Below are 23562 nucleotides of genomic sequence, written 5' to 3'. Positions count from 1 at the left end.
GGTCCATGCGGGTTTGTGCTCCGTTATCCGATCTGCGCGTTGGCCAGCGGCACGTCAGGCCGCTGCAACAACGCCGGGTCCAGAACCGCGCCTTGCGCGATCCATTTACGCAACTGGCGCAACTCCCGGGGCGCATCAACTGCGACGGCCGCCACGATGCGGCTCCCGGCATCCAGCGCTACCGACAGCAAGGCGCGGCTCTCTGCTTGCGGACGCAGCACTTCGCTTGCCGCCAGCGCGGGAAAGCCCACGATCTGCACCATGGCGTCGTACTGCTCGGACCAGACCGCGCCGCTGGGCGTATACGGCACGGACTCGCCCAATGCCGACAATGCGGCTGCGGCGCCTTGGTCCTGCGCGTTCTGCCAGGATTCGAGCCGCACCCGGCCGGCCGCCCCGGCATGGGCCGCCCCGGTATGGACCGCCCCGGCATGGGCCGCCCCGCCATACACCACCACCGCCACGTCGCCCGCTGCGAACACGTCCGGGGCGGACGTTCTGCAATACGCGTCGACCAGCACGCCGCGATCACATTCAATGCCTGCCGCGCGCGCCAACGCGTCATTGGCTTGCAGGCCCACGCCCAGCACCACGGCATCCGCTGCGATCGCGGACCCGTCGGCCAGCTCGGCCACGGCGCGCCCGTCTGGCTGCGGGTGCACCGCGCACAGGCTGGCGCCCAGACGCACCTCAACGCCATGCGCCGCATGCAGCGCGGCCAGGTGCGCGGACACGCCCGGCTGCACGCTGCGCGCACACAAACGCGCCGCCTGTTCCAGCACCGTGACGCGGCTGCCTGACTGGCGCGCGGTGGCGGCTACTTCCAGGCCAATCCACCCGCCGCCCACAATGACGACATGCTTGCCCGGACCCAGCTGCGCGCGCAGGCGCAAGGCATCGTCGCGCGTGCGCAGCACATGCACGGCGGCGCTGGACACGCCGGGCAACGCCGGAACCACAGGCCGCCCGCCGGTACATAGAATCAGCTTGTCATAGGCCGCCGATCCGCCGTCTGACGAGTCCACCTGCTTGTCGTCTACCCGCAAGCGCGTGGCGGCGATGCCCGGCCGGAACTCGATGTCCAACTCCGCCAGCCGCGCCGCGGAAAACAGTTCGGTGCTCTCAGCCGCAGCCTGCCCGCCTAGCACCGCTTTGCTCAACGGCGGCCGCTCATAGGGCGCATGGGGTTCTTCGCCCAGCAGCAGCACGCGGCCGTCGTAGCCGCGGCTGCGCAAGGTGGTAGCGGCCCAGCCGCCCGCCTGCCCTGCGCCCACGATGACGATCGCGCGCGCGCTCACGCGGCCTCCGCCTTCAGATACACCGTGTCGGCTTCGACGCGTACCTCGTAGCGGCGCAGGTCGGTGGTGACCGGCGGGCATTGCGGCTTGCCCGTGCGAATGTCGAACACGCCCTGGTGCAACGGGCATTCAATGGTGCCGTCTTCCAGATAGCCGTCGGCCAGGCTGGCGTTGCCGTGGGGGCAGCGGTCTTGGGTGGCGCAGATTTCGCCCTGCAAGTCGTACAGGCAGACGCCCTCGCCTTCATGCACGACTCGCAGTGTGCCGGTGTCCGGCGAGATGTCCGTCACCAAGGCAACGGGTTTCCAGATATCCATGATCAGAGCCCCATCGCCTTGCGGTAGTAGTCATAGAAAGACCGGATCAGCACTTCGGTCACCATGTAGTCGGCGGGCTCGGTGTCGCGGCCGCCCATCTCGACGATGCCGCGCGCCTCGGGGTAGCCCGTCACGCCGATCTGCACCTGGTTCAGCATTTCGCTATCGTCCATCGACACAAAGCCGGCCGGCCCCAGCAGGTTGGCGTGCTTGAGCCGCAGCCGGGTCATTTCCTCGTCGTCGTCCTCGTAGCCGTAATAGGTGAACACCAGTTCGTGCTCGGTCGGGCTGCGCGGGATGACGTGGCGGGTCTTCAGCGAATTGGCCTGGATGCCGAATTGCGCGGCGGGAAACACCCACGCGCCCCCCACCCGGCCCCGGTTGAACTCGGCGCGCGGCGTCACGGTTTCCAGGTCCAGCAGTTCCAGGTCGTCGCGAAAGCGGCTCATTTCCGTGGTGGCTTCGGTCTTCTTCTTGCCTTCGTTGTGCGACACCATGACGCTGTGCGCGCCGCCGCCCGTGGGAATGCATTCCGACTTCGAATCCGCGCGCCACAGCCCGAACGTGATGTAGAACGTATGCAGCAAGGTGGCGTGGTACGGGTCTTTCAGATTTTCCAGGTACATCTTCCAGTTGCTGGGAATCAGCTGGCGGCTATAGCCCAGCAGCTTGAGCGGCTTGCCCGGCAGCATGTGATCGATCTCGGCCAGCACTTCCGGGCCGCAATAGTCTTCGAAGCTGGGCGCGTCTTCTGAAAACGTGGCCCAGATCGAGCCGCCCCGGTTCACGCTGCGCAGCTTGCGGATGCCGTTCTGCTTGGGGTCGAAGTCCTTCGGCATGCCGCCTTTGCCCATCGCGCCGCGACGAAACGGCACGCCTTGCAGGTTGCCGTGCAGGTCGTAATTCCATTGGTGATACGGGCAGGTGAAGTCCGTCACCTTCCCCGTGTTGTGCCAGCAGATCTGCGCGCCGCGATGCGCGCAGCGGTTCTCCAGCACATTGATCTCGCCGGTTTCGGTGCGCACCATCACCACCGGACGGTTGCCGATCCAGTTGCGCTTGTAGCAACCGGTCTCGGGCACTTCGCATTCCAGGCCCACGTAGTTCCAGGTCTGGCCGGCAAAGAACACGTCCATTTCCTTTTGGAAGATGGCCGGGTCCGTGTAGACCCAGTTGGGGATGCGCGTGTAACCCTCTTTGGGCCAGCGGCGTTCAAGATGAATGGGGGCCGCGGCAGGCGTGTCCAGCACGGCGGAATCGGAACAGGTCATGATGGGTTTCCTTGCAGCGGATTCAGATGGGAACGATCAGCGAGGTGCGCACGCGGTAGTTGTCGTAGACGCAGTCGCGGCGGCTGATCAACAGGCCGTCGGGCGTCACGCGCAGCACATCCAGATACCGGCCCACCATGTTCAAGGTGGGCTCGCGGTCAGACAGCGACTCCATCACGGCGAAGTTGGCCTGCGACACGATGTGGTCGCCCTGCAATTCCATGACGCGCACGCCGCTGATGAAGTGGCGCAGCGCGCGCGGCTCGAACATCGTGGTTTCGCGCAGCGCCGTGACGCGGTCGCGCACCATGTTCTTGTTCATGCAATAGATCAGGCCCAGCGGCAGGCCGGCGTCATGGTTCTCGCGCGAGAGCACGCGGTAATGACAGTCTTCGGTGAAGAAATCGGGCCACGCCTCCAGCTGGCCTTCGTCCAGGCAGTAGGCGTAGTCGTCGTAAAAATCCCGCAGTTGCGCGCGCAATGCCGGGGCGTCGGACAGTTCAATCAAGGTCATGGGAAATCCAGATATCAAGTCGTGTGAACGGGGCCGGCAGGCGCTCAGGACGCCGCCGCCAATTGCGCGCGGTTGCTTTCAAAGCCGCTCTGGCTGCCCAGCGCCAGGATGGGTTCCTGCATGCGCTCTTGCCAGATCAGCGATTCCATGGCGATTTGCAGCGGGTGGTCTTGCACCGTCAGCGCGGACGTGGTTTCCGTGCCCGAGTGATGCGAGTGCATGGCCCAGCCGGGCGCTGACAAAATCAAGTCGCCCGCCTTCCAGTCCAGCCGGGTGCCGTTGACCTTGCTGTATCCGTTGCCGCGCAGGTAGTAATTGATGGCCGACGAACTATGGCGGTGCGGCACGTGGTGGTTGTCGGGCGGCGACGACGAAATCGTGGCGAAGAAGCTATGCGTGGTGCCGATGCGGCGTTCGGTCGCCGGGTTGTACAGCACGAAGAGACGGCGGCCGTTGTAGCCGCGCGCCATGTCTTCCACGGTGGGCAAATAGCGCGACACCGCCTCCCAGGGCCAATGCAGCGCTTTCGATTCCAGCACGTCGATATCGATCAGCCACTCGTATCCCATCAGCCAGGCGCCCTCGGGCGTGATCTGTTCGCGCAGCGCCAGGTCGCGGGAACGGGCGGCGTCGGGTGCGCGGGCCGGCACGGGCTTGGTGTTCGCGTCTGCGGGCGGCACGGCGCCTTCGAACTCTTCAACGTAATGAATTTCCAGCTTTTCCAGCAGCGGCGCGTTCGAGTACGACAAGCGCACCCACGGCGTCTTGCCGTCATTGCGGTACGAATGCACCTGCATCGCGGGCGTGTTCCAGACGTCCCAATGCCCCACGCGGATATCGCGGCCCGCCACCGTCGCCACCCCTTCCCCGCTGATACAGATTTCCAGCATGTTGGAGTTCTTGCGCAGGTTGAACGTGCGTTCGCCAGGGTTCACCACATTGATGGTGACGTCCGTGCCGGGCGCCAGCCCTAAGCCGGGCGCGGTCGCCTCGGGATGCGTGATGAGCGACGCGCGGCGGCCGTTGTCTGGCCGGGGCGCATCGATGAGCCGCGCGATTTCCAGATCAATATCCTCTTTCGGGATCACGATCGACGGCCACTTGTTTTGTTCGCGAGGCGCGGCCCCGCTGATATCCACGAACATGCTTGTCTCCTCTTGCCGCCGGCGCTGCCGGCCGGCTGTGTCTGTTGATTGAATGCGGTTCAGGGCTGCGCCAGCAGCAGGTTCTCGCGGGTTTGGGGGGCGAGCTCGATACCCAAGCCATGCTCGCGTGCGTGCTCAAACACCACGCGGGCCATCGCCAGGTCGGACAGGCCCATGCCCATGCCCTTGAAAATCGTCAGCCGCGCCTGAAGCGGCCGCGCTTCGCCTTGCGCCAGCAGTTGGCCCAGCACGGCAACATCGGTCCACGGCGCGGCGTCGGCGCCATAGCGTTCGCGCAGTTCGCGCGACCCCTTGCGCGCGTTCTCCAGGTCGTCCACCACCACACGGTCAGCCAGCGTGAACACGTCTTGCGCAAACTCGGCTTTGGACGGCAAGATCGCGCCCACGGCGTTCAAGTGCCGGCAATCCGCCAGCAGCGCCGCATCCACGAAAGGCTCAACGGCGCGCGTGATCAGCGTGACGATCTCGGCGCCGGCCAACGCGTGCTCCAGGCTGGGCGACTCCTGGATGTCGAACGCATATTTGCCCGCCACATTCGCCACGAACGCGCGGCGCTTTTCCGGCGTGGGGCTGTACACCCGCACCTGACGCAGATCACGCACCGCAGCCAAGGCCGCCAATTGCGTGACCGCTTGCGGGCCGGTGCCCACCAGCGCAGCACGCGTCGCGTCTTGCGGGGCGAGTGCTCGCGTGGCCACGCCGCTGATGGCCGCCGTGCGCAACATGCCCAGCGCGCGCGCTTCAATGATGGCGCGCAAGGCGCCCGTGGCGGCATCGAACAAACTGAACAACGAACCGCCGCCCGCCTTCGTGTGCACCCAGGTCTTGAAACCGGCGTATCCGCCTGCACCCGTTTGCACGGAACCCAATGCATGCATCGAGCTGCCGTCGCCCCACGTGGCAAGCGTCTTGGGCAGGTTGCGCGCCTGGTCACGGGCTTGCGCCACCAGCATGTCTTGCAGCGCATCAATGGCGCGATGGATGTTCAGCACCGAGACCACGTCCCGTTCCGTCAGATACCGCAGCGCGTCAGCCATGCGCAGCTCCTTGTTGGGCGGGTTCGTCCGCCACCGTGTTGATCAGCGTTCCAATGCCAGGAATCTCGACTTCCAGCGTGTCGCCGGCCGCCATGAAGCGCGGCGGCTTGCGGCTGGAGCCCACGCCTTCCGGCGTGCCGGTTGCGATGACGTCGCCCGGCGATAAGGGCGTGAATGTGCTGATGTAGGCAATCAGTTCGGGGATGGGGAAGATCAGGTCGGACACGTCGCCGTCTTGCATCACCTCGCCGTTCAAGCGGCTGATGACGCGTAGCCGCGCGGGGTCGCCAATGTCGTCAGCGGTGACCAGCCACGGGCCAATCGCGCCACTGCGCTCGAAGTTCTTGCCCGGCGTGACTTGCGCGTTGTGCTTTTGAAAGTCGCGCACCGAGTTCTCGGCCATGCAGGTGTAGCCGGCCACGTGGGATAACGCCTCGCTTGCGGGAATGTGGCGTCCGCCCCGGCCGATGACCACCGCCAGTTCGCCTTCGTAATCGAACCGGTCGGAGACGCGCGGCTTCCAGACGGCTTCGCGGTGCCCGACCACGCTGTCCGCAAAGCGGGCGAACAACGACGGATGCGCCGGCAGTTCACGCCCCGCTTCGGCCACATGCCGTCCGTAATTCAGGCCCACGCACAGAATCTTGCGCGGCGCGGGGATGGGCGGCAGCCATTGCAGTCCGGCCAAGGGCGTACAGGGCGCACCCGGCACGTCGGCCGCTTGCGCAATCTGGTCCACGCCCGCCGTCAACGCCGTCATCACGTCAGGCCAGACCGGAGTCAGCACCACGACGTTTGCGTCACGCACCACGCCCCAACCGGGGCGGCCTGCCTCAACGAAGCTGATGAGCTTCATGTTGTCTCCTGTGCTTGCGGCTCAATGGCATGCAATACCTTGCGTCTTTGCATGCATTTCAAGGCTTAAAACGCCTTGCATCGCTGTTTTTCCGAATTATTGCATGCAATTTTGACAAATCGCAAGACAGGAAGATCTATTTTTTGGCGTATTGCATGCAATTTTCTAGGTACACTGAGAACCCTTCCGACCCTATTCAGCCCCTGCCACGCTATGGCCGCTCAGATCGACAAAGTTATTTCCGAACTTCGGGACATGGTGCTTTCCGGTGCGTTGCAGCCCGGGGAACGCGTGGTGGAATTGCAGTTTTCCGCGCGCCTGGGCGTGTCACGCACGCCGCTGCGCATTGCGCTGACCGAGCTGGAAAAAGAAGGCCTGCTGGAACGCCTGCCCTCGCGGGGGTTCCGGGTCCGCGCCTTTACGGTGGAAGAGATTGGCGACGCCGTGGATGTGCGCGGCGTGCTGGAGGGCATGGCCGCCCGCCTGCTGGCCGAGCGCGGCGCGCCGCAAGACGTGCTGGATGCGCTGTCGGCAGCGGTAGAGGAAGGACGCGCTTTGCTGGCCCCCGCGCGGCGCGACCCCAACACCACCGTGGACGCGCGCGCCTGGGGCCAGATCAACCGCCGGTTTCACGAAATTCTGTGCGAAGCCGCCGGCAATCGCGCCCTGCTGTCCGCACTGGAACACAACAACAAGACCCCGCTTGCCGGCCCCGCCGCGCTGACGCTGCCGTCGACCCCGTCGCTGCTGGAAACGCCATTTGTGCTGCGCGCGCAAGCCGACCACGAAGACCTGCTGCGCGCCATCACCCGGCGCGAAGCCGTGCGCGCCGAAAACCTGATGCGCGAACACGCGTATCGCAGCCGCGAAAACAAGCGGGTGCTGCTGGAGTCGTTGCGTGGCGCGCTATGCGCGCGGCCGTTGCTGAGCGATGATGGCGCGTGAGTTGTCTGCTTCCCCATCCGATCACTTTCACCCCCTGAAAGATGAAAGACGAATCCTCCGCCGCCTTGCGGGCGTTGACCTTGCTGGAACAGGTCGCCCGATCTGAAAGCCCCGTGTCGTTGGCCGCCTTGACCGACGCCACCGGTTTGCCGAAACCGTCGGTGCTGCGCATCCTGACGCGTTTGGTCGATGCCGGCATGCTGCTGCGCGAGCCTGCCGGCAAGAGCTATGTCAGCGGCCCGCGGCTTAGTGCTTTGGCGCGCGAGACGCTGCTGAATTCCCCGCTGCGCGGCGAGCGCCATCGCATCCTGGACAGCTTGGTCGATGCAATCGGCGAAACCTGCAACTGCACCATGCTGGATGGCGACGAGGTCATCTATCTGGATCGAGTGGAAACCGCGTGGCCGCTGCGCGTGAACCTGCAGACCGGGTCGCGCGTGCCGCTGCATTGTTCGGCCAGCGGCAAGCTGTTTCTGGCGCACATGCGGCGCGAAGCGCGCGCCCGTCTGCTGGCCGCCGCCCCCTTGCCCCGCTATACGCCAAACACCTTGTGCGATGTGGCGTCGCTGGAACAGGAACTGCGCACCATCAAGAAAGAAGGCGCAAGCTTTGACCGCGAAGAATTTCTGTTGGGCATCGTGTGCATGGCGGTGCCTATTGTGCATGGCGCACGCGTGATCGCCGCCGTAGCCTTGCATGCGCCGGTTGCTCGCTTGTCGATTGATGGCGCGCGGGCCTGGCTGCCACGCATGCAAGAGGCTGCCCACGCGTTGGCCGGCACGTACGAGCCGCAAGAGGATACGGCCTGACGCAGCCGACATGGCGGCGCGCGGGGTTGATGCCTTGTGCGTCCCCAATTATTTGGCCCCCTACGCGCGACTTGCATGCAGAAGGCGCGCCGCCCGCAGCGGCGAACACAGGGGTGAATGCAGCGGCGAATGCATGCCAGGGCTTACACTGTCGGTCGATTCCGTTTTTCGCGGATTTTGCGATCCGCTCTATTGTGACCAACACGCCCTTCTCCACCCTGCCCCTCTTGCCCGCCCTGCTCGACAACCTGCAAAGCCTGGGGTTCGAGCAAATGACGCCCATCCAGGCGCAAAGCCTGCCGCTTATCCTGGAAGGCCGCGACATCATTGCGCAAGCCAAGACCGGCAGCGGCAAGACCGCGGCGTTTGGCCTGGGCGTGCTGCAAAAGCTGGACACCGCCCGGCTGACGCCGCAAGCGCTGCTGGTTTGCCCCACGCGCGAACTGGCTGACCAGGTAGCGCAAGAACTGCGCCGTCTGGCGCGCCTGATCCCCAACGTCAAGATTCTGACCCTGTGCGGCGGCGCGGCCGCCCGCCCGCAGGCGGAATCGCTCGCGCGCGGCGCGCATCTGGTGGTGGGTACGCCTGGCCGCATTCAAGACCACCTGGAACGCGGCAGCCTGGACCTGGCTGGCTTGACGACGCTGGTGCTGGACGAAGCCGACCGCATGGTCGACATGGGCTTCTACGACGACATCGTGGCCATTGCGTCGCACTGCCCCGCCAAGCGCCAGACGCTACTGTTCTCGGCCACCTACCCCGACAACATCCGCAAGCTCAGCGCGCGCTTTTTGCGCAACCCCGCCGAGGTCAAGGTGGAAGCGCAGCACGACGCCAGCCGCATCGAACAGATCTTCTACGAGATCGACGGCAAAGACCGCCTGGACGCCGTGGCCCGTCTGCTGGCGCATTTCCGCCCCGTGTCGACACTGGCGTTCTGCAATACCAAGATTCGCAGCCATGACCTGGTTGAACGCCTGCAAGCCGACGGCATCAGCGCGCAAGCCTTGAACGGCGATCTTGAACAACGCGAACGCGATGAAATCCTGATCCAGTTCGCCAACCAGAGCTGCGCCGTGCTCGTCGCCACCGACGTGGCCGCGCGTGGCCTGGACATCTCGAACCTGGGCGCGGTCATCAACGTCGACGTCACAAAAGACACTGAAGTCCATGTGCACCGCATCGGCCGCAGCGGCCGCGGTGATCAAAAAGGCCTGGCGCTGAGCCTGTGCTCGCCCGATGAAATGCGCTGGGCCAACCTGGTTGAGCAATACCAGGGCTCGCCCTTGAAGTGGGGCGACATCAAGTCGCTCAAGCCCAAGGCCGACCGCCCGTTGCGCGCCCCGATGGTCACGCTGTGCATTCAGGGCGGCAAGAAAGACAAGTTGCGTCCGGGCGACCTGCTGGGCGCGCTGACGGGGGATGGCGGCCTGACGTTCGAACAAGTCGGCAAGATCAACATCACGGAATTCAATTCCTATGTGGCACTTGACCGCCAGATCGCCAAGCAGGTGTTTTCGCGGGTGTCCAACAGCAACATCAAGGGCCGCCGCTTTCGCATGCGGTTCCTCGAAGAGTTTTGATTTCAGCTCAGGCAGGAATATGTTCATGCCTGCCATCGCCCTTTGCTGGCGATAGCTTGATGATTTTGCTTGGGTTTTGCCATAATGGCCCCGGCTGATCTGGCCGCCGCCCAAACGGCGGGGGCCAGGACGCGGAACCAAAGGTTAACGGCGTGCTCCAACGAGCCGCTGTCCCCTTAACCATCACAAGAGAAACTCACCATGATCAAGTCCGACGATACCGGCAAGCTGATCCTGCGCCTGACCCTCGGCATTCTGATTTTGCTTCACGGCCTGTCCAAACTGATGGGCGGCGGCGTCACGGGCATCAGCGGCATGCTGTCGTCCCATGGCCTGCCCGGCTTTTTGGCTTATGGCGTGTATGTGGGCGAAATCATCGCCCCCGTGCTGCTCATCATCGGCGTCTACACCCGCTTGGGCGGCCTGATCATCGCCATCAATATGGTGGTGGCGATCTTGCTGGCGCACACCGGCCAGCTTGGCACCATCACCAACACCGGTGGCTGGGCGCTGGAGCTGCAAGGCATGTTCCTCTTTACCGCGCTGGCCATCGCCTTCATGGGCGCGGGCCGTTTCAGCCTGGCTGGCAACGGCGGCCGCTGGAACTAAAAGCTTGGGCGGAGCTTGGCGCCGTGACACAACACGACGCCAAGTGATACCAGACAACGGGGTCGCTCAGGCGGCCCCGTTGCTTTTTCAGCAAGGATTGATACCAACGACATGGGCGGTCACGCCCGCGCAAACATCGGTCACGCGAAAGCTGTTTCGGAACGATTACAACGAAGAACTACCTGCCTGTTGGTATGGCCTAATCCTTACCAGCGCACCAAGGGCGTGAGCCACGCCTGGCGCAAGGTTGGGAGTTACCGAAATGAAAAAGAGTCTGCTGCTGATGCTGGTGATGGCCAGTTCGTTGACCGGTTGTGTGGTGGTGCCGGCCCGGCCGGCGTACTATCGCCCCGCGCCGGTTTATTACACGCCGCACTACTACTACCCCGCGTATCCCGCGCCGCATTATTACTACCGCGGATATTGAGCCCTCGCATCGGATGCGATGAGGAACTGCCATGACATCCTTAGCCCGGATTTCCCGTTTGCAACCCTTGGCCGCCGTCGTGCTGCTGGCTGTCGGCGCCAGCGCGGCGGCGCAGACCTATGCGCCGCCCCCGCCGCCCGCCGCGCCCGTCTATGACAATGGCGACCCCGCCAACGCCAACCTGGCGCTGGTGGACCGCAGCCCCGAACCGCCGCCGCCGCTGCCCGTCTACGTGCAGCCGCCAGCGCCCGCCGACGGCTACATGTGGGTGCCAGGCTATTGGAGCCGCAACCGCTACGGCTTTTTCTGGGTGCCTGGCGCCTGGGTGCTGGCCCCCTACACGGGCGCGCTCTGGACGCCCGGCTACTGGAGCTTCACCAACGGGCTGTATGTATGGAGCCCCGGCTATTGGGGGCCTCATGTGGGGTTCTACGGCGGCATCAATTACGGCTTCGGCTATGTCGGGTTGGGCTATGTGGGCGGCTATTGGAAGCGCGACCGCTTCTACTACAACCGTTCCGTCACGAACGTGAACGTGACGCGCGTCACCAACGTCTACAACCACAACGTCGTCATCAACAACGTCGACAACCGGCGGGTGAGCTATCACGGCGGCCCGGATGGCATCCGCCGTGCGGCGGACCCGCGCGAATTGGCGGCCCGCAACGACCGGCACGCGCCGCCCACCGACATGCAGCGCGGCTTTATCCGCGACGCCGGAAACAACCGCGCGCAGTTCTATGACCAGAACAAAGGGCGCCCGCCGCAAGCGTTTGTGGACCATCCGGGTAATGGTCGGCCGCCGCAGAACGCCGCGCAGCAGTTGTCGCGCGACGGGCAGACCCGGCAACAGCGGGATCAACAGCAAGAACAGTGGCGCAATCAACAGCGGGATCAGCAGGCGCAACAACAGGCCCGCCCGCCGCAGGCGCGTGACCAACTGGCCCGGGATCAACTGTCGCGTCAGCAGCAGGACAGAGACCAGCAGCAGCAGCAGCAGCAGCAGCAGCAACGTCAGCAACAGCAGCAACAGGCGCGAGACCTGCAACGGCAGCAGCAGGATCAGGCGCGCCAGCAACAAGCTCGCGATCAACAAATGCGCGATCAGCAGCAACAGCAGCAAGCCCGCCAACAGCTAGCCCGAGATCAACAGCAACAGCAGCAACAGCAGCAGCGCCAGCAACAGGCGCGCGAACAGCAGCACCAAAATGCCGCCCAGCAATTGAACCGTGAACATCAGCAGCAACAGCAGCAGCAACAACAACAGCAGCGTCAGCAACAAGCGCGCGAACAGCAACAACAACAGCCGAAAGCCGCTCAGCAACTGGGCCGCGATGGGCCGCGGGGCAACGATGGCCGGGGCGGACCGAATCGCGACTGAACGAGCCCCCTGCACTGGACCCGTAGTAGCGGCAGGACTACAGTAGGCGTCTTGCCGCAACCCGCCGCAGCATTGATCGACTTATTGGAGACACCCATGAACCGCCTGAAGCGCCTTGCCCCCTGCTTGATGTTCTGCGGCCTGCTGGCCGCCACGTCGGCTCACGCCGCCCTGAATGTCGGCGCGCCCGCGCCTGACTTCAGCACGCAGGCGTCGCTGGGCGGTAATGTCTTCACCTTCAAATTGAACGAGGCGCTCAAGCAAGGCCCGGTCGTGCTGTATTTCTTCCCCGCCGCCTTTTCGAAAGGCTGCACGATTGAAGCGCACAACTTCGCCGAGGCCACGGACGAATACAAGACATTGGGCGCAACCGTCATCGGCGTGTCCACCGACAACATCGACACGCTCAACAAGTTCTCGGTCAGCGAATGCCGCAGCAAGTTCGCGGTGGCCGCCGACGGCGACGGCAAGATCATGAAGGCCTATGACGCCGTGCACGACAAGCGCCCGGACTTCGCGCAGCGCGTGTCATACGTGATCTCGCCGCAAGGCAAGATCCTGTATGAATTCACGGACATGAACCCCGAGTCGCACGTAGCCAACACCATGCGCGCATTGCGCGACTGGAAGGCCAAGCAATAGATCGGATCGCCAAAGGCTGCGGCCGGGCCGTCGCGGCCCGGCCGTGATTCAGTTGAATGGCCAGACGGTGGGATGCGAGCCGGGCGGGCTGGACGGACGCGTCCAACGCGCCGGCGTTTCGGAAAACTGGGCGGCATGGCGCACGGCCACAAGCTCGCCAAAACCCGAGGGTTCGGTTTCCAGCAAGCCATCAAAGCCGGGCATCTTACAGCTCAACCCGCCATCCACCCGGCCCAGGCTGCGCAGCCAATGCGCTGTTTGCGCCAATGACACGCGCACATGCCAGCTGCCGCCTTCGGTGGCCTGCCGCGCCAGCGCCACTTGCGCGCCAAACGCCATCAAGTAGCCGGACGCGTGATCCAGAATCTGCATCGGCAAGGGCTTGGGCGCTTCCTGCCCCGCGGCTTGCGCTTCGGCGTGATTAAAGCCCGTGGCCGTCTGCACCAGGGAGTCAAAGCCCCGGCGGTTGGCCCACGGCCCGGCATTGCCGTACGCCGTCAGCGACACATAGACGATGCCAGGGCGAATTCTTGCGGCGTCCTCGGGGCCAAAACCCAGCGCCGCCAGCCCGCCCGGGCGATAGCCCTGCACGAACACGTGCGCGCTGCGCAGCAGGTTGCCCAGCGCGATGCGGCCATCCGCCGTGTCCAGGTCGGCCAGCACGGACAGCTTGCCGCGGCTGGTGTCGATAATGTTGTCAATGTTGGGCAAGTTCGGCGAATTCACGAGCATCACGTCGGCGCCATAGGCCGCCAGCGCGCGGCCGCACACGGGGCCAGCGATGATGCGCGTCAGGTCCAGCACGCGAATGTCCTTCAGCGGCCGGGCGTCGTGCCCCAGCTTCGGCAAGGGCCGGGGGTCGGCCTCACCGATGCGTTCGATCGTCATCAACGGTTGCGCCGCAATGGCCTGGCCCTGGCCGTGGCGGTCCCAGTCGTCAAAGCTGCGCATGGCGGCCACCACCATGCCGGCATCCGCGGCCACCTGCTCGAAGTCAGTGGCTTTCCAGCGGGACAACGCAAGCTCTACGGTTTCGCGCGTGGTGTCTTCGCCAATCGGGCATCCCAGCAAGGCCAGCGCCCCATCCCGGTGATGCGCGAAGTTGGCATGGATGCGCACCCAGCCGCCATCGCCGCAGCGGTACAAGCCGCTGATCGGGTCCCAGGGGTTGGGGGTCACGCCGTTGATGGTGAAGTGGCTGCGGCATTCCTGGGCGGCGTGCAGCATGTCGACGCTGACCTGCTGACGCGCGCCACCGCGCAGATGCCAGAGCTCGGCGGCCGCCATTGCAGCCGCCGCCATGCTGGACTGCGCCGCTGCGCCCACGGCAAATGAAGACGGCAGCACGGGGTCGGCGCCGGTCAACAGCACATGCTCAAGCGATTCGTCCGGCAAATCGAATGAACGCCAGAGTTTCTGCAGAACGTCGCGAGACGTCTTGCTGGCGGGTGTGCGTCCCCGTAGAAAGGACGGGCGTAAATCCATCAGATTTCCCATAGCGTTCAACTTTGCTCTAGTCGTTGAATGAATTACATGGCGCGGGCGCATAGCGCGTCAATACGTATATGAGCTCAGCGTGTTTCATGGTTTGACCGCCCTGCGCACCGCGCCGGACACGCTTTGCAGGGAAAGCGGGTCAGCCGCCCGCGCCCGGGGCAGCGGGCGGCTGACGCAAACCATAAGGTCCATCTTTGCAGCGGTATGACGAGCGAATTGCGCCCACGCGGCCGTCACATCTACTCGTAGTTTTTACATCGTCTTCCACGCGCGGCGCCAAGATAGAATGCCAGCCTCAATGAAAAACGCCGGGACAGCGCATTGATAGCGCTGCCGCCTGCCCTTACCCACGCCCTGGATCGCCCTTCATGAATACGCTGCTCTGGCTCCGCACCGACCTGCGCATGCACGACAATCCGGCGCTTGCCGCCGCCGCTGAAAACGGCACGGTAACGGCGCTGTTCATCGCGTCACCCGCGCAATGGCGCCAGCATGATGACGCACCGGCCAAGGTGGATTTCTGGCTGCGCAACCTGCGCGAATTGCAGCGCGATCTAGGCGGCATCGGCATCCCCTTGAAGCTGCTGACCGTTGATGACTGGAGCCACGCGCCCGACGCCATTGCCGCGTTCTGCAAGCAGCACGACATTGCCCAGGTTCATGCCAACACGGAATGGGCCATCAATGAACGCCGCCGCGATGCGGCCGTGGGCATTGCGCTGGCCGAGATGGGCGTGGACTGGACCTTGCACCATGGCGCGTCGCTGCTGCGCCCCGGCACGGTGCTGACGGGCAAGGGTGAGTGCTACCGCGTCTACACGCCGTATGCGCGCACCTGCCGCGAGCGTTTGCGCAGCGCCCCGTTGCGCGCCCTGCCCCCGCCCAAGGCGCAGACGCCGCCCGCCTGGAAGGCCGACCCGCTGCCGGAGGCGTTCGACGGCTTTGCGCCTGCCAGTGAGGCCATCCGCGCGCTATGGCCGGCGGGCGAAGCCGCCGCCAGCGACCGGCTGGAAGCCTTTGCCGATGGCGTCATCGACGCCTACAAAGACGAACGTGATTTTCCGTCGTTGCCGGGCACCAGTTGCCTGTCGCCGTACCTGGCGGCGGGCGTGCTGTCGCCCGGCCAGGCGCTGCGCGCGGCGCTGGCCGCCAACCACGGCGAGCTGGACAGCGGCAAGGCGGGCGCCGCCACCTGGATCAACGAACTGCTGTGGCGCGAGTTCTATCAGCATCTGCTGGCCGCCTTCCCGTCGTTGTCGATGCACCAGCCCATGAAACCGGAGACCGCCGCCGTGCCATGGCGCGATGCGCCTACCGACTTGCAGGCGTGGCAACAGGGGAAAACCGGCATCCCCATCGTCGACGCCGCCATGCGGCAACTGCTGGCGCTGGGCTGGATGCATAACCGCCTGCGCATGGTAACGGCCATGTTCCTGTCGAAAAACCTGTTGATCGATTGGCGGCTGGGCGAAGCCTGGTTCATGCAGCACCTGGTGGATGGCGACCTGGCGGCAAACAATGGCGGCTGGCAATGGAGCGCGTCCACCGGGGCCGATGCCGTGCCTTACTTCCGCGTGTTCAATCCGCTATCGCAATCGCGACGTTTCGATCCGCGCGGGGCGTTCCTGCGCGAATGGCTGCCCGAGCTGGCGCATCTGGACGACCAGGCCATTCATGACCCCAGCCCGATGGAACGCGCGGCGGCCGGCTACCCCACGGCCATTGTGGATCTGGCGCAAAGCCGGCTGCGCGCATTGGAAGCGTTTGGCAATTTGCCCGCCGCGTGACCCGCCGCCCGATTTACGTTTTGCATAACGTCCCAATATTTTGATGTAGATCAACCCTGCGCACGCCCCCCTCCCCGATGATGCCCGGCTGCAACTCGCCCCCCGCCCATCACAGGACGACAGACGCATGCGCAACAATCAGCCGGTTTACGACAAGGAATACACGCTGCACGACGAGCAGTACCTGATCTCCCGCACCGACGCCCGTGGCCGCATCATCTACGCCAACCCTGCGTTCGTGGAAGTCAGTGGGTTTGCACGCGAAGAACTGGTGGGCGCGGCGCACAACATCGTGCGCCACCCCGACATGCCGGAGGCGGCCTTCGAAGACCTGTGGCGCACCATCCAGCGTGGGGAATCCTGGACGGGCGTCGTCAAGAACCGCCGCAAAGACGGCGGCTATTACTGGGTGCTGGCCAACGTCACGCCCATCATCGAACGCGGCGTCACGGTCTGTTATGCGTCGGTGCGCGTCAAACCCACTCAAGAACAAATTGATGCGGCCGAGGATCTTTACGCGCAAATACGCAACGGCACCACGCGCAACGTGCGCCTGCATCGCGGCCAAGCGCGGCCCACCGGGCTGATGGGGGTGCTGGCGCGGCTGAAATTCTGGCGCCTGACCGGCGTGCGTTCACGCATGCTGGCCTGGGCGATGCTGGCGTCCACCCTCTTTCTAGGCGCGGGCGGCGTCGCGCTGTACGGGATGATTGACCGTCTGCCGCCCGAAGAACTCGCCATGGCGGCGGGCGCGCTGGCCGCGGGCGTGGTGCTGATATTCGCGTCGGGCTGGGGCTTTGCGCGGTCGATCACGGGCTTGCTGGTGACGGCCACCGACTTCACGCGGCAGATCGCCGCCGGCAACCTCAGCACGGCCATGCCGCCTGCCAGCTTGCGCGATGAGATCGGCGCGCTGAAGTTCTCGTTGGAAGTGATGCGCAAAAGCCTGGTCAGCATTACGCGCGACGTACACAACGGCATCGAAAGCGCCTTGCACTCCGCCGCCGAAATTGCCGACGGCAACGAAGATTTGTCCGCCCACACGCAACGCCAGGCGGCTTCGCTGGAAGAGGCCGCGGCCAGCATGGAGCAATTGGCCGCCACGGTGAAGCTGAATGCGTCGAACGCGCTGGGCGCGGATCAAATGGCAAACCAGGCGTCGGATGTGGCCAAACGCGGTGGCCAGGTGGTGCACGACGCCACGGCCGCCATGCACGGCATCGTGGAAAGCTCATCACGCATTGCGGAAGTGGTGGGCATCATTGACGGCATCGCGTTCCAAACCAACATCCTGGCGCTGAACGCCGCAGTGGAAGCCGCGCGGGCGGGCGAAGCCGGCAAGGGCTTTGCGGTGGTGGCGACCGAAGTGCGCAGCCTGGCGCAGAAAAGCGCTACGGCCGCCCGCGAAATCAAGGCGCTGATCGAAGCGTCCAACGAACGCGTCAACGACGGCGTGCGGCATGTGGAACGTGCGGGCGAAGCGATGCTGGACATTGTGGCGTCGGTGCAGCAGGTGACGCAGATCATGAACGAGATTGCGGCCACATCCACCGAGCAGCACACGGGCATCGACAACGTCAGCCGCACCATTTCGGAAACGGACAATGCGGCGCAACGCAATGCCGCGCGCGTGGAACAAGCCGCGCTGGCGGTAGACAATCTGCGCACGCGCGGCGCACAGTTGCGTCACGCGATTGAGGTGTTCAGAGTGGGCGGCAGCGCCCCCGAGCAACCGGCCCGCCCCCTCAGCCTTGCGCGGCAGCTTCCTTATCCAGCCGCTTGATGAAGACTTGTAGTTCTTTTTCGACCTGCTTGTCGCCGCGCGCCTGGGCCGCCTTCAGCCCGCTGTCCCACGCGGCGCGCGCGCCCGCTTTGTCACCCAAGCCCAGGCAGGCCTTGCCCAGCCATTTCCACGCGACCGAGTACGCGGGGTCAAACGCCAGCGCCGCGCGCAGATGCGTTTCAGCTTCGCGAAAGCAATCCTGCTCGGCGTAGGCCTTGCCCAGCGAAAACCGCAACAGCATGTTGTCGGTGCCTTTGGCAAGCATCCCTTCCAGGCGATCAATCATTCCTTCCATGCGCGGGCTCCCGGTAGTCTGCAAATAGTGAACGCCATGATAGGACGGCGCCGCCGTCACGGCGGCAATGGCCCCGGCGCGTGCCGGGATATGCTTACGCGCCTGCTGCCGGCCCGCTGACGCAACGGTTTCCTTGCGTTTCAAGATGCGCACGGCAGCGAACGCTTGCGCGATGATGCTGTCACACTGCCTATCGCCCCACGTTGCCGCCCGATGAAAAAGGTGTAGTTTCGATGATGCTTACGCGCCCCTCTGCGCTTCGCCGGTCTTTGCTGCGCTCGTCAATGTTGCCGCTGCTGCTGTGGCTGCCGCCCGCCACCCGCGCGCTGGCGCAGCCGCCCGGCGGGAATCCCCCCAAGTCGGCCGGCAACGCCGCGCATGACGCAGCGCTGGTCAACCGCATCACCTGGGGCGCCACGCCATCTGAGCTTGCGCGCATCCACGAGCTGGGCGCCGACGCATATCTGCATCGCCAGCTGCATCCCGACGCCCACGCAGCCTTGCCCGCTGAGGTGCAGCAACGCATCAACGACTTGTCGATCAATCACGAGTCTGAACAAGATGCGCAGGCCCGGCAGCGCAAGATCCGCCAAGACGCGCGCGAACTGGATGCCGAGGCCAAGCAAAAAGCGCAGCGCGAAGCACGGGCGATTTCGCGGGATCGCGCCGACGAGACCGCGTACCGCACGATTTGGCGCGCGCTGTATTCGCCGAATCAGTTGCAGGAACAGATGACGTGGTTCTGGATGAACCATTTCAATGTCTTTGCCGGCAAGAACGACGTCGGCACCTATCTGCCCCAGTACGAAGCGCGCGCCATCCGCCCGCATGCGCTGGGGAATTTCCGCGACATGTTGCGCGCCACCACCCGGTCGCCCGCCATGCTGGTTTACCTGGACAACACGCGCAACACCGTTGGGCATATCAACGAGAACTACGCGCGTGAATTGATGGAGCTGCACACGCTGGGCGTCAAGGGCGGCTACACGCAGACCGATGTGCAGGAACTGGCCCGCATCCTGACCGGGCTGGGCGTGCACAACAGCGACAAGCCGCCCAAGGTGAAGCCCGAGCTGCGTGGCCAACTGGTGCAAGACGGCGTGTTCCTGTTCCACCCGGGGCGCCACGACCCGGGCGACAAGGTGTTTCTAGGCCAGAAGATTCGCGGCGGTGGCCTGGCCGAAGTGGACCACGCCCTTGACCTCTTGGCGCGCCATCCGGCCACGGCGCATTTCGTCAGCGGCAAACTGGCGGCGTTCTTCGTGGGCGATGCGCCCTCGCCCGCGCTGGCCGACCGGATGGCCAAGACGTTTCTGGCGCAAGACGGCGATATCGCCGCCACGCTGCAAACGCTATTTACGTCGGCAGAATTCACGGCATCGCTGAAGACGGGCGTCTTCAAGGACCCGGTGCATTACGTGTTCTCGTCGTTGCGCCTGGCCTATGCCGACTTGCCGCCTGTGCGTAATCCCAGAGCGGCAATGGCCATCCTGCGCCAGATGGGCCAAGGGCTATACCAGCGGCCCACGCCCGATGGCTATCCGCTGGCCATGTCTGACTGGTCGGGTTCGGGCCAGATGACGCAGCGCTTTGAAATTGCACGCACCATCGCCGCCGCCCCGCAGGGGTTTTATCGCCTTCCCGACGATACGCAGCCGTTTGTGCTGCCCCGCCTGCCGAACCTGCTGGCGTCGGCGTCCGAACAAAGCCTGTTCACGACACTAGCACCCGCCACGCGTGAGGCCATCGCGCAAGCCAAAACGCCCGCAGATGCCAATACCTACCTGCTGGCCTCACCCGAATTCATGCGCCGCTAGGAGAACCCCATGGACCGCCGCCGCCTGCTTCAGATGATGGCCGCCGCCCCGTTGCTACTGGGCGGCAGCCGCCTGTACGCCGCGCCCGCCGCATCGGGCAACCGCCTGCTAGTTGTTTTCATGCGCGGCGCGTACGACGCCGCGAGCCTGCTGGTGCCCACCACCAGCGACTTCTATTACGAATCACGGCCCAGCATCGCCATTGGCCGGCCGGGCAGCGGCGCGGATGCCGCGTTGCCGCTGTCAGACGGCTGGGGCCTGCATCCGGCCCTGGCCGACAGCCTGATGCCCTTCTATCAAAAGAAGCAACTGGCCTTCGTGCCGTTTGCAGGCACGGACGACTTGAGCCGCAGCCATTTCGAAACCCAGAACAGCATCGAGCTGGGACGAGGCGGCGAAAAAGGCGGCGGCAATTACCGTTCTGGCTTTCTTAACCGGCTGACCGCCACGCTGAACGGGTCGGCGGCGCAGCCTGCCGCCTTCACGTCCGACGTGCCACAGATTCTGCGCGGCGACGCGCGGGTTCCCAACATAGACCTGGGCGGCGCGAACCGCAAATCGCGCCTGAGCGAGGCCGACAACCGCGCCATCGCAGCGATGTACCAGCACACGGAACTGGACGCCTCGGTGGCCGAAGGGCAGCGCATCATGGGCGCCACGCGGCAAGACCTGGATGCCGAAATGCAGGCGGCCAATGGCAATGCCGTATCAACAGACAAGCTGGAAAAAGAAGTGCGCCGCATCGCCCGCTTCATGACCGACCGCTACAACCTGGGCTTTGTCGATGTGGGCGGCTGGGACACGCACGTAGGCCAGGGCGCGGCCAAGGGAGCATTGGCGGGCCGCCTTGGACAACTGGGCCGCGCGCTGGCGGCGTATGCGGACGCGATGGGGCCGGCGTGGAAGCAGACCACAGTCGTCGTCATCAGCGAATTCGGCCGCACGTTTCGCGAAAACGGCAACAAAGGCACCGACCACGGTCACGGCACGGTGTACTGGGTGATGGGCGGCAACGTGCATGGCGGGCGCATCGCGGGGCGGCAAGTCCCCGTCAACCACGACACCCTGTTCCAGGACCGCGACTACCCGGTCTTGAACGAGTACCGCGCCGTCTTTGCGGGCCTGTTTGCGCGCTTGTACGGGCTGGACAAGGCGCGGCTGGCGCAAGTGTTCCCGGGGGTTGCGCCCGTGGACTTGAAGCTGGTCTAAGCGCCCCGGAGTCAGGGCGCAGGGGCTACACTCGGCGGGCAATCCGGCGCATTGACGCAATCGCGTCCCGCGCCTGACACCGTAGCCCGCATGAAGGAGCCCGCATGAGCACGATCTTCGATTTCTCCGCCCGCGACATCAACGGGGCCGAACAGTCCCTGAGCACCTACCGGGGCCGCGTGCTGCTGGTGGTGAATGTGGCGTCCAAATGCGGATTCACGCCGCAGTACGCGGGCCTGGAAGAACTCTACCGCTCGCTGCGCGATGACGGGCTGACCGTGCTCGGCTTTCCCTGCGACCAGTTCGGCCATCAGGAACCCGGCGACGAATCGGAAATCCGCAATTTCTGCGCAACGCAGTACGACATCAGCTTCCCGATGTACGCCAAGATCAACGTCAATGGCGCCGACGCGCATCCGCTGTACCGCTGGCTGAAGGGCGAAAAACCCGGCGTCTTCGGCACCGAAGGCATCAAGTGGAACTTCACCAAGTTCCTGGTGGGCCGCGACGGGCAGGTCATCAAGCGCTATGCGCCCACCGACACGCCCGCCGGCTTGAAGGACGATATCGTGCGGGCGCTGTCCGCGCCCGTCTGACACACGCCGCCAGCCCGCCGCCTAGCGCAACGGCGGCAGCCGGCGGCGCACCGTATGCGCCTTGACGATGGCGGTGTTGGTTTCGGCGAACTCGGTCACGCGTTCAAGAATGCCATCCAGGTGCGAGATGGACCGCAGCACCACGCGGGCGATGAAGCAGTCATCGCCCGTCACCTTGTCGCATTCGACGAATTCCGGAATCTCCTGGATCAGCCCTTCGACGTGGCGCAATTGCCCGGGCAGCGGCCGGATGCGCACAATGGCTTCCAGCGTGTACCCCAACGCCACGGGGTCCACGTCCAAGGTATAGGCGCGGATCACGCCCGATTCTTCCAGCCTGCGCAGGCGGTCAGCCACGCTGGGCGCCGACATGCCCACCTGCCGGGCCAGGTCGGCCGTGGTGGTGCGCGCATTGGCCGACAGGGTCTCTACCAGACGGCGGTCGATACCGTCCAAGACCGGGCTTTCGTTTTTTAGGTCGTTTTGCATAAATTCCACCTAAAACAAGGTTTGACGTTAAAAGCACCACGCGAACATCATATAACCGCGTTGATCCGCCTGGGATAATTTCTCCATCGCACCTCGTGGCCGACTGGCCCGCCGGAGAACCCTCATGAACCCCGCATCAGAACGCCTTGGCCTGGCGCAAATGGCCGCCGCCATGACCTTATCCGGCACGCTGGGCGTCTTCGTCCTGGAGTCCGGGCAAAGCGCCTGGAACGTCGTCTTCTTCCGCTGCGTCTTCGGCGCGCTGTCACTATTCATTTATTGCTGGGCGCGCGGCCTGCTCAAGCCCGGCCTGTTCACCGCCAAGACGCTGGCCCTGGCGCTGGCGGCCGGCGCCGCACTGGTCTTGAACTGGGTGCTGCTGTTTTCCGCCTACCGGCTGGCGTCGATCTCGCTGGCCACCGCTGTCTATAACGTGCAACCGTTTTTCCTGATCGGCCTGGGCGTGCTGTTCCTGGGTGAACGGCCCACGCGCGGCAAGCTGGCGTGGTCCGTCGTGGCGTTTGCCGGCCTGCTGCTGGTGCTGCGGTTAACGGACACCGCAGGCGCGGGCGGCGCGGCTTATCTATCGGGCCTGATGCTGGGCCTGGGGGCCGCTGCGCTGTATGGCGTCACCGCCATCATCGTCAAGCGGCTGAAGGGCATCCCGCCTCAGGTGCTGGCGCTGGTGCAGGTCACGCTTGGGGCCATCATGCTGCTGCCGATGGCGGATTTCAATGCCCTGCCGGCCGCGCCCTTGCAATGGGGGTATCTGGTGGCGCTGGGCGTGATCCATACCTGCCTGATGTACATCCTGATGTACTCGGCCATCCAGAAGCTGCCGACGACGTCGACCGCCGCGCTGAGCTTCATCTACCCGGCCGTGGCGATCATGCTGGACTTCGCGGTCTATGGCCATCGCATGGACGCCACGCAGGTGATCGGGGTGGCGCTGATCTTCGTGGCCGCGGCAGGCGTCAGCCTGAACTGGACGTGGCGGCTGCCGGGCCGGGCGCGGCCGGGTGCGGTGTGAAATAGCGGTGTGAGTTCGCGGTGTGAATTCGCCGCCTGAAGCCGCGGTGTGAAGCCGCGGTCTGAACCGGCGTTACGAATCCCCCGCCCCGCACACGTAGAAACCCGCCCCCGGCCCCGGTTATTCGGGGGGCTGCGCATACGGCCCCGCTATCATGGCCTTTCCATCCGCCGGCTGAGCCGGCGGCGCCATGACTCTGCGGAC

At 64.9% G+C, this 23562-nt stretch carries 23 protein-coding genes; 13 read left to right on the top strand and 10 right to left on the bottom strand.

Features of this window, described 5'->3' with window-relative positions:
- Positions 1-23: 23 nt before the first annotated feature.
- From ACFZAI_RS23415 to ACFZAI_RS23385, 7 genes are read right to left on the bottom strand one after another with little or no spacing between them, the layout of a single operon-like run.
- A complete protein-coding gene (locus tag ACFZAI_RS23415) occupies positions 24-1298 on the bottom strand; it encodes an NAD(P)/FAD-dependent oxidoreductase (protein WP_391569137.1) in 1275 nt (424 codons plus the stop codon).
- Positions 1295-1615, bottom strand: a complete 321-nt coding sequence (locus ACFZAI_RS23410; RefSeq protein ID WP_054425727.1) for a non-heme iron oxygenase ferredoxin subunit — start codon at positions 1613-1615, stop codon at positions 1295-1297. The genes ACFZAI_RS23415 and ACFZAI_RS23410 overlap by 4 nt, the downstream gene beginning before the upstream one ends.
- A gap of 2 nt (positions 1616-1617) precedes the next feature.
- A complete protein-coding gene (locus ACFZAI_RS23405; RefSeq protein ID WP_391569136.1) occupies positions 1618-2886 on the bottom strand; it encodes an aromatic ring-hydroxylating dioxygenase subunit alpha in 1269 nt (422 codons plus the stop codon).
- Positions 2887-2908: 22 nt separating this feature from the next.
- Positions 2909-3400: an aromatic-ring-hydroxylating dioxygenase subunit beta gene (locus ACFZAI_RS23400; protein WP_391569135.1), complete on the bottom strand. Its 492-nt coding sequence runs from the start codon at positions 3398-3400 to the stop codon at positions 2909-2911.
- A 44-nt stretch (positions 3401-3444) separates the two neighbouring features.
- Positions 3445-4545, bottom strand: a complete 1101-nt coding sequence (locus ACFZAI_RS23395) for a cupin domain-containing protein (RefSeq protein WP_391569134.1) — start codon at positions 4543-4545, stop codon at positions 3445-3447.
- 59 nt (positions 4546-4604) lie between these two features.
- Positions 4605-5603: an ornithine cyclodeaminase family protein gene (locus ACFZAI_RS23390; RefSeq protein ID WP_391569133.1), complete on the bottom strand. Its 999-nt coding sequence runs from the start codon at positions 5601-5603 to the stop codon at positions 4605-4607.
- Entirely contained in the window at positions 5596-6459 is an 864-nt protein-coding gene (locus ACFZAI_RS23385) for a fumarylacetoacetate hydrolase family protein (RefSeq protein ID WP_391569132.1), read from the bottom strand. The genes ACFZAI_RS23390 and ACFZAI_RS23385 overlap by 8 nt, the downstream gene beginning before the upstream one ends.
- A 213-nt stretch (positions 6460-6672) precedes the next feature.
- Here ACFZAI_RS23385 and ACFZAI_RS23380 point away from each other — a divergent pair, with 213 nt between their 5' ends.
- From ACFZAI_RS23380 to ACFZAI_RS23350, 7 genes are all read left to right on the top strand, one after another.
- The gene (locus tag ACFZAI_RS23380) at positions 6673-7404 is read left to right on the top strand and encodes a GntR family transcriptional regulator (RefSeq protein ID WP_391569131.1); all 732 of its coding nucleotides are present in this window, start codon (positions 6673-6675) and stop codon (positions 7402-7404) included.
- Between the two features lie 41 nt (positions 7405-7445).
- Positions 7446-8213 carry an IclR family transcriptional regulator gene (locus tag ACFZAI_RS23375; protein WP_391569130.1) on the top strand — a complete coding sequence of 256 codons (768 nt, stop codon included), beginning with the start codon at positions 7446-7448 and terminating at the stop codon, positions 8211-8213.
- A gap of 194 nt (positions 8214-8407) precedes the next feature.
- Complete coding sequence (dbpA, locus tag ACFZAI_RS23370; RefSeq protein ID WP_391569129.1) at positions 8408-9796, top strand: ATP-dependent RNA helicase DbpA; 1389 nt, start codon at positions 8408-8410, stop codon at positions 9794-9796.
- Positions 9797-9997: 201 nt separating this feature from the next.
- Complete coding sequence (locus ACFZAI_RS23365; RefSeq protein WP_006223360.1) at positions 9998-10405, top strand: DoxX family protein; 408 nt, start codon at positions 9998-10000, stop codon at positions 10403-10405.
- A gap of 262 nt (positions 10406-10667) precedes the next feature.
- A complete protein-coding gene (locus tag ACFZAI_RS23360) occupies positions 10668-10832 on the top strand; it encodes a hypothetical protein (protein ID WP_175168467.1) in 165 nt (54 codons plus the stop codon).
- Between the two features lie 31 nt (positions 10833-10863).
- Positions 10864-12213: an adenylate cyclase gene (locus tag ACFZAI_RS23355; RefSeq protein WP_391569128.1), complete on the top strand. Its 1350-nt coding sequence runs from the start codon at positions 10864-10866 to the stop codon at positions 12211-12213.
- 96 nt (positions 12214-12309) lie between these two features.
- Entirely contained in the window at positions 12310-12855 is a 546-nt protein-coding gene (locus tag ACFZAI_RS23350; RefSeq protein WP_391569127.1) for a peroxiredoxin, read from the top strand.
- Between the two features lie 48 nt (positions 12856-12903).
- Here ACFZAI_RS23350 and ACFZAI_RS23345 read toward each other — a convergent pair whose 3' ends face one another.
- The gene (locus tag ACFZAI_RS23345; protein WP_391569126.1) at positions 12904-14352 is read right to left on the bottom strand and encodes a CoA transferase; all 1449 of its coding nucleotides are present in this window, start codon (positions 14350-14352) and stop codon (positions 12904-12906) included.
- 368 nt (positions 14353-14720) lie between these two features.
- On the opposite strand from ACFZAI_RS23345, the gene phrB reads away from it, so the two are divergent.
- Complete coding sequence (phrB, locus tag ACFZAI_RS23340) at positions 14721-16139, top strand: deoxyribodipyrimidine photo-lyase (protein WP_391569125.1); 1419 nt, start codon at positions 14721-14723, stop codon at positions 16137-16139.
- Between the two features lie 127 nt (positions 16140-16266).
- Positions 16267-17922, top strand: coding sequence for a methyl-accepting chemotaxis protein (locus ACFZAI_RS23335; RefSeq protein ID WP_391569124.1), 1656 nt, complete (start codon positions 16267-16269; stop codon positions 17920-17922).
- Here the strand turns inward: ACFZAI_RS23335 and ACFZAI_RS23330 are convergent.
- The gene (locus ACFZAI_RS23330) at positions 17885-18217 is read right to left on the bottom strand and encodes a hypothetical protein (protein ID WP_391569123.1); all 333 of its coding nucleotides are present in this window, start codon (positions 18215-18217) and stop codon (positions 17885-17887) included. The genes ACFZAI_RS23335 and ACFZAI_RS23330 overlap by 38 nt on opposite strands.
- Positions 18218-18501: 284 nt before the next feature.
- Between ACFZAI_RS23330 and ACFZAI_RS23325 the strand changes: the two genes are divergently transcribed.
- The 3 genes from ACFZAI_RS23325 to ACFZAI_RS23315 all read left to right on the top strand — a co-directional run bounded on the left by ACFZAI_RS23325 (position 18502) and on the right by ACFZAI_RS23315 (position 21839).
- The gene (locus ACFZAI_RS23325; protein WP_391569122.1) at positions 18502-20034 is read left to right on the top strand and encodes a DUF1800 domain-containing protein; all 1533 of its coding nucleotides are present in this window, start codon (positions 18502-18504) and stop codon (positions 20032-20034) included.
- 9 nt (positions 20035-20043) lie between these two features.
- Positions 20044-21243, top strand: coding sequence for a DUF1501 domain-containing protein (locus ACFZAI_RS23320; protein WP_391569121.1), 1200 nt, complete (start codon positions 20044-20046; stop codon positions 21241-21243).
- A 104-nt stretch (positions 21244-21347) separates the two neighbouring features.
- A complete protein-coding gene (locus ACFZAI_RS23315) occupies positions 21348-21839 on the top strand; it encodes a glutathione peroxidase (RefSeq protein WP_391569120.1) in 492 nt (163 codons plus the stop codon).
- A gap of 21 nt (positions 21840-21860) precedes the next feature.
- Here ACFZAI_RS23315 and ACFZAI_RS23310 read toward each other — a convergent pair whose 3' ends face one another.
- Positions 21861-22328: an Lrp/AsnC family transcriptional regulator gene (locus tag ACFZAI_RS23310; RefSeq protein ID WP_006223372.1), complete on the bottom strand. Its 468-nt coding sequence runs from the start codon at positions 22326-22328 to the stop codon at positions 21861-21863.
- 124 nt (positions 22329-22452) lie between these two features.
- Between ACFZAI_RS23310 and ACFZAI_RS23305 the strand changes: the two genes are divergently transcribed.
- Complete coding sequence (locus ACFZAI_RS23305) at positions 22453-23358, top strand: DMT family transporter (RefSeq protein ID WP_391569119.1); 906 nt, start codon at positions 22453-22455, stop codon at positions 23356-23358.
- Positions 23359-23562 lie beyond the last annotated feature (204 nt).

The organism is Achromobacter sp. NPDC008082 (assembly GCF_042957345.1).
GTDB lineage: Bacteria > Pseudomonadota > Gammaproteobacteria > Burkholderiales > Burkholderiaceae_B > Achromobacter > Achromobacter kerstersii_A.
This window is presented reverse-complemented; position numbering and strand designations above follow the sequence as displayed.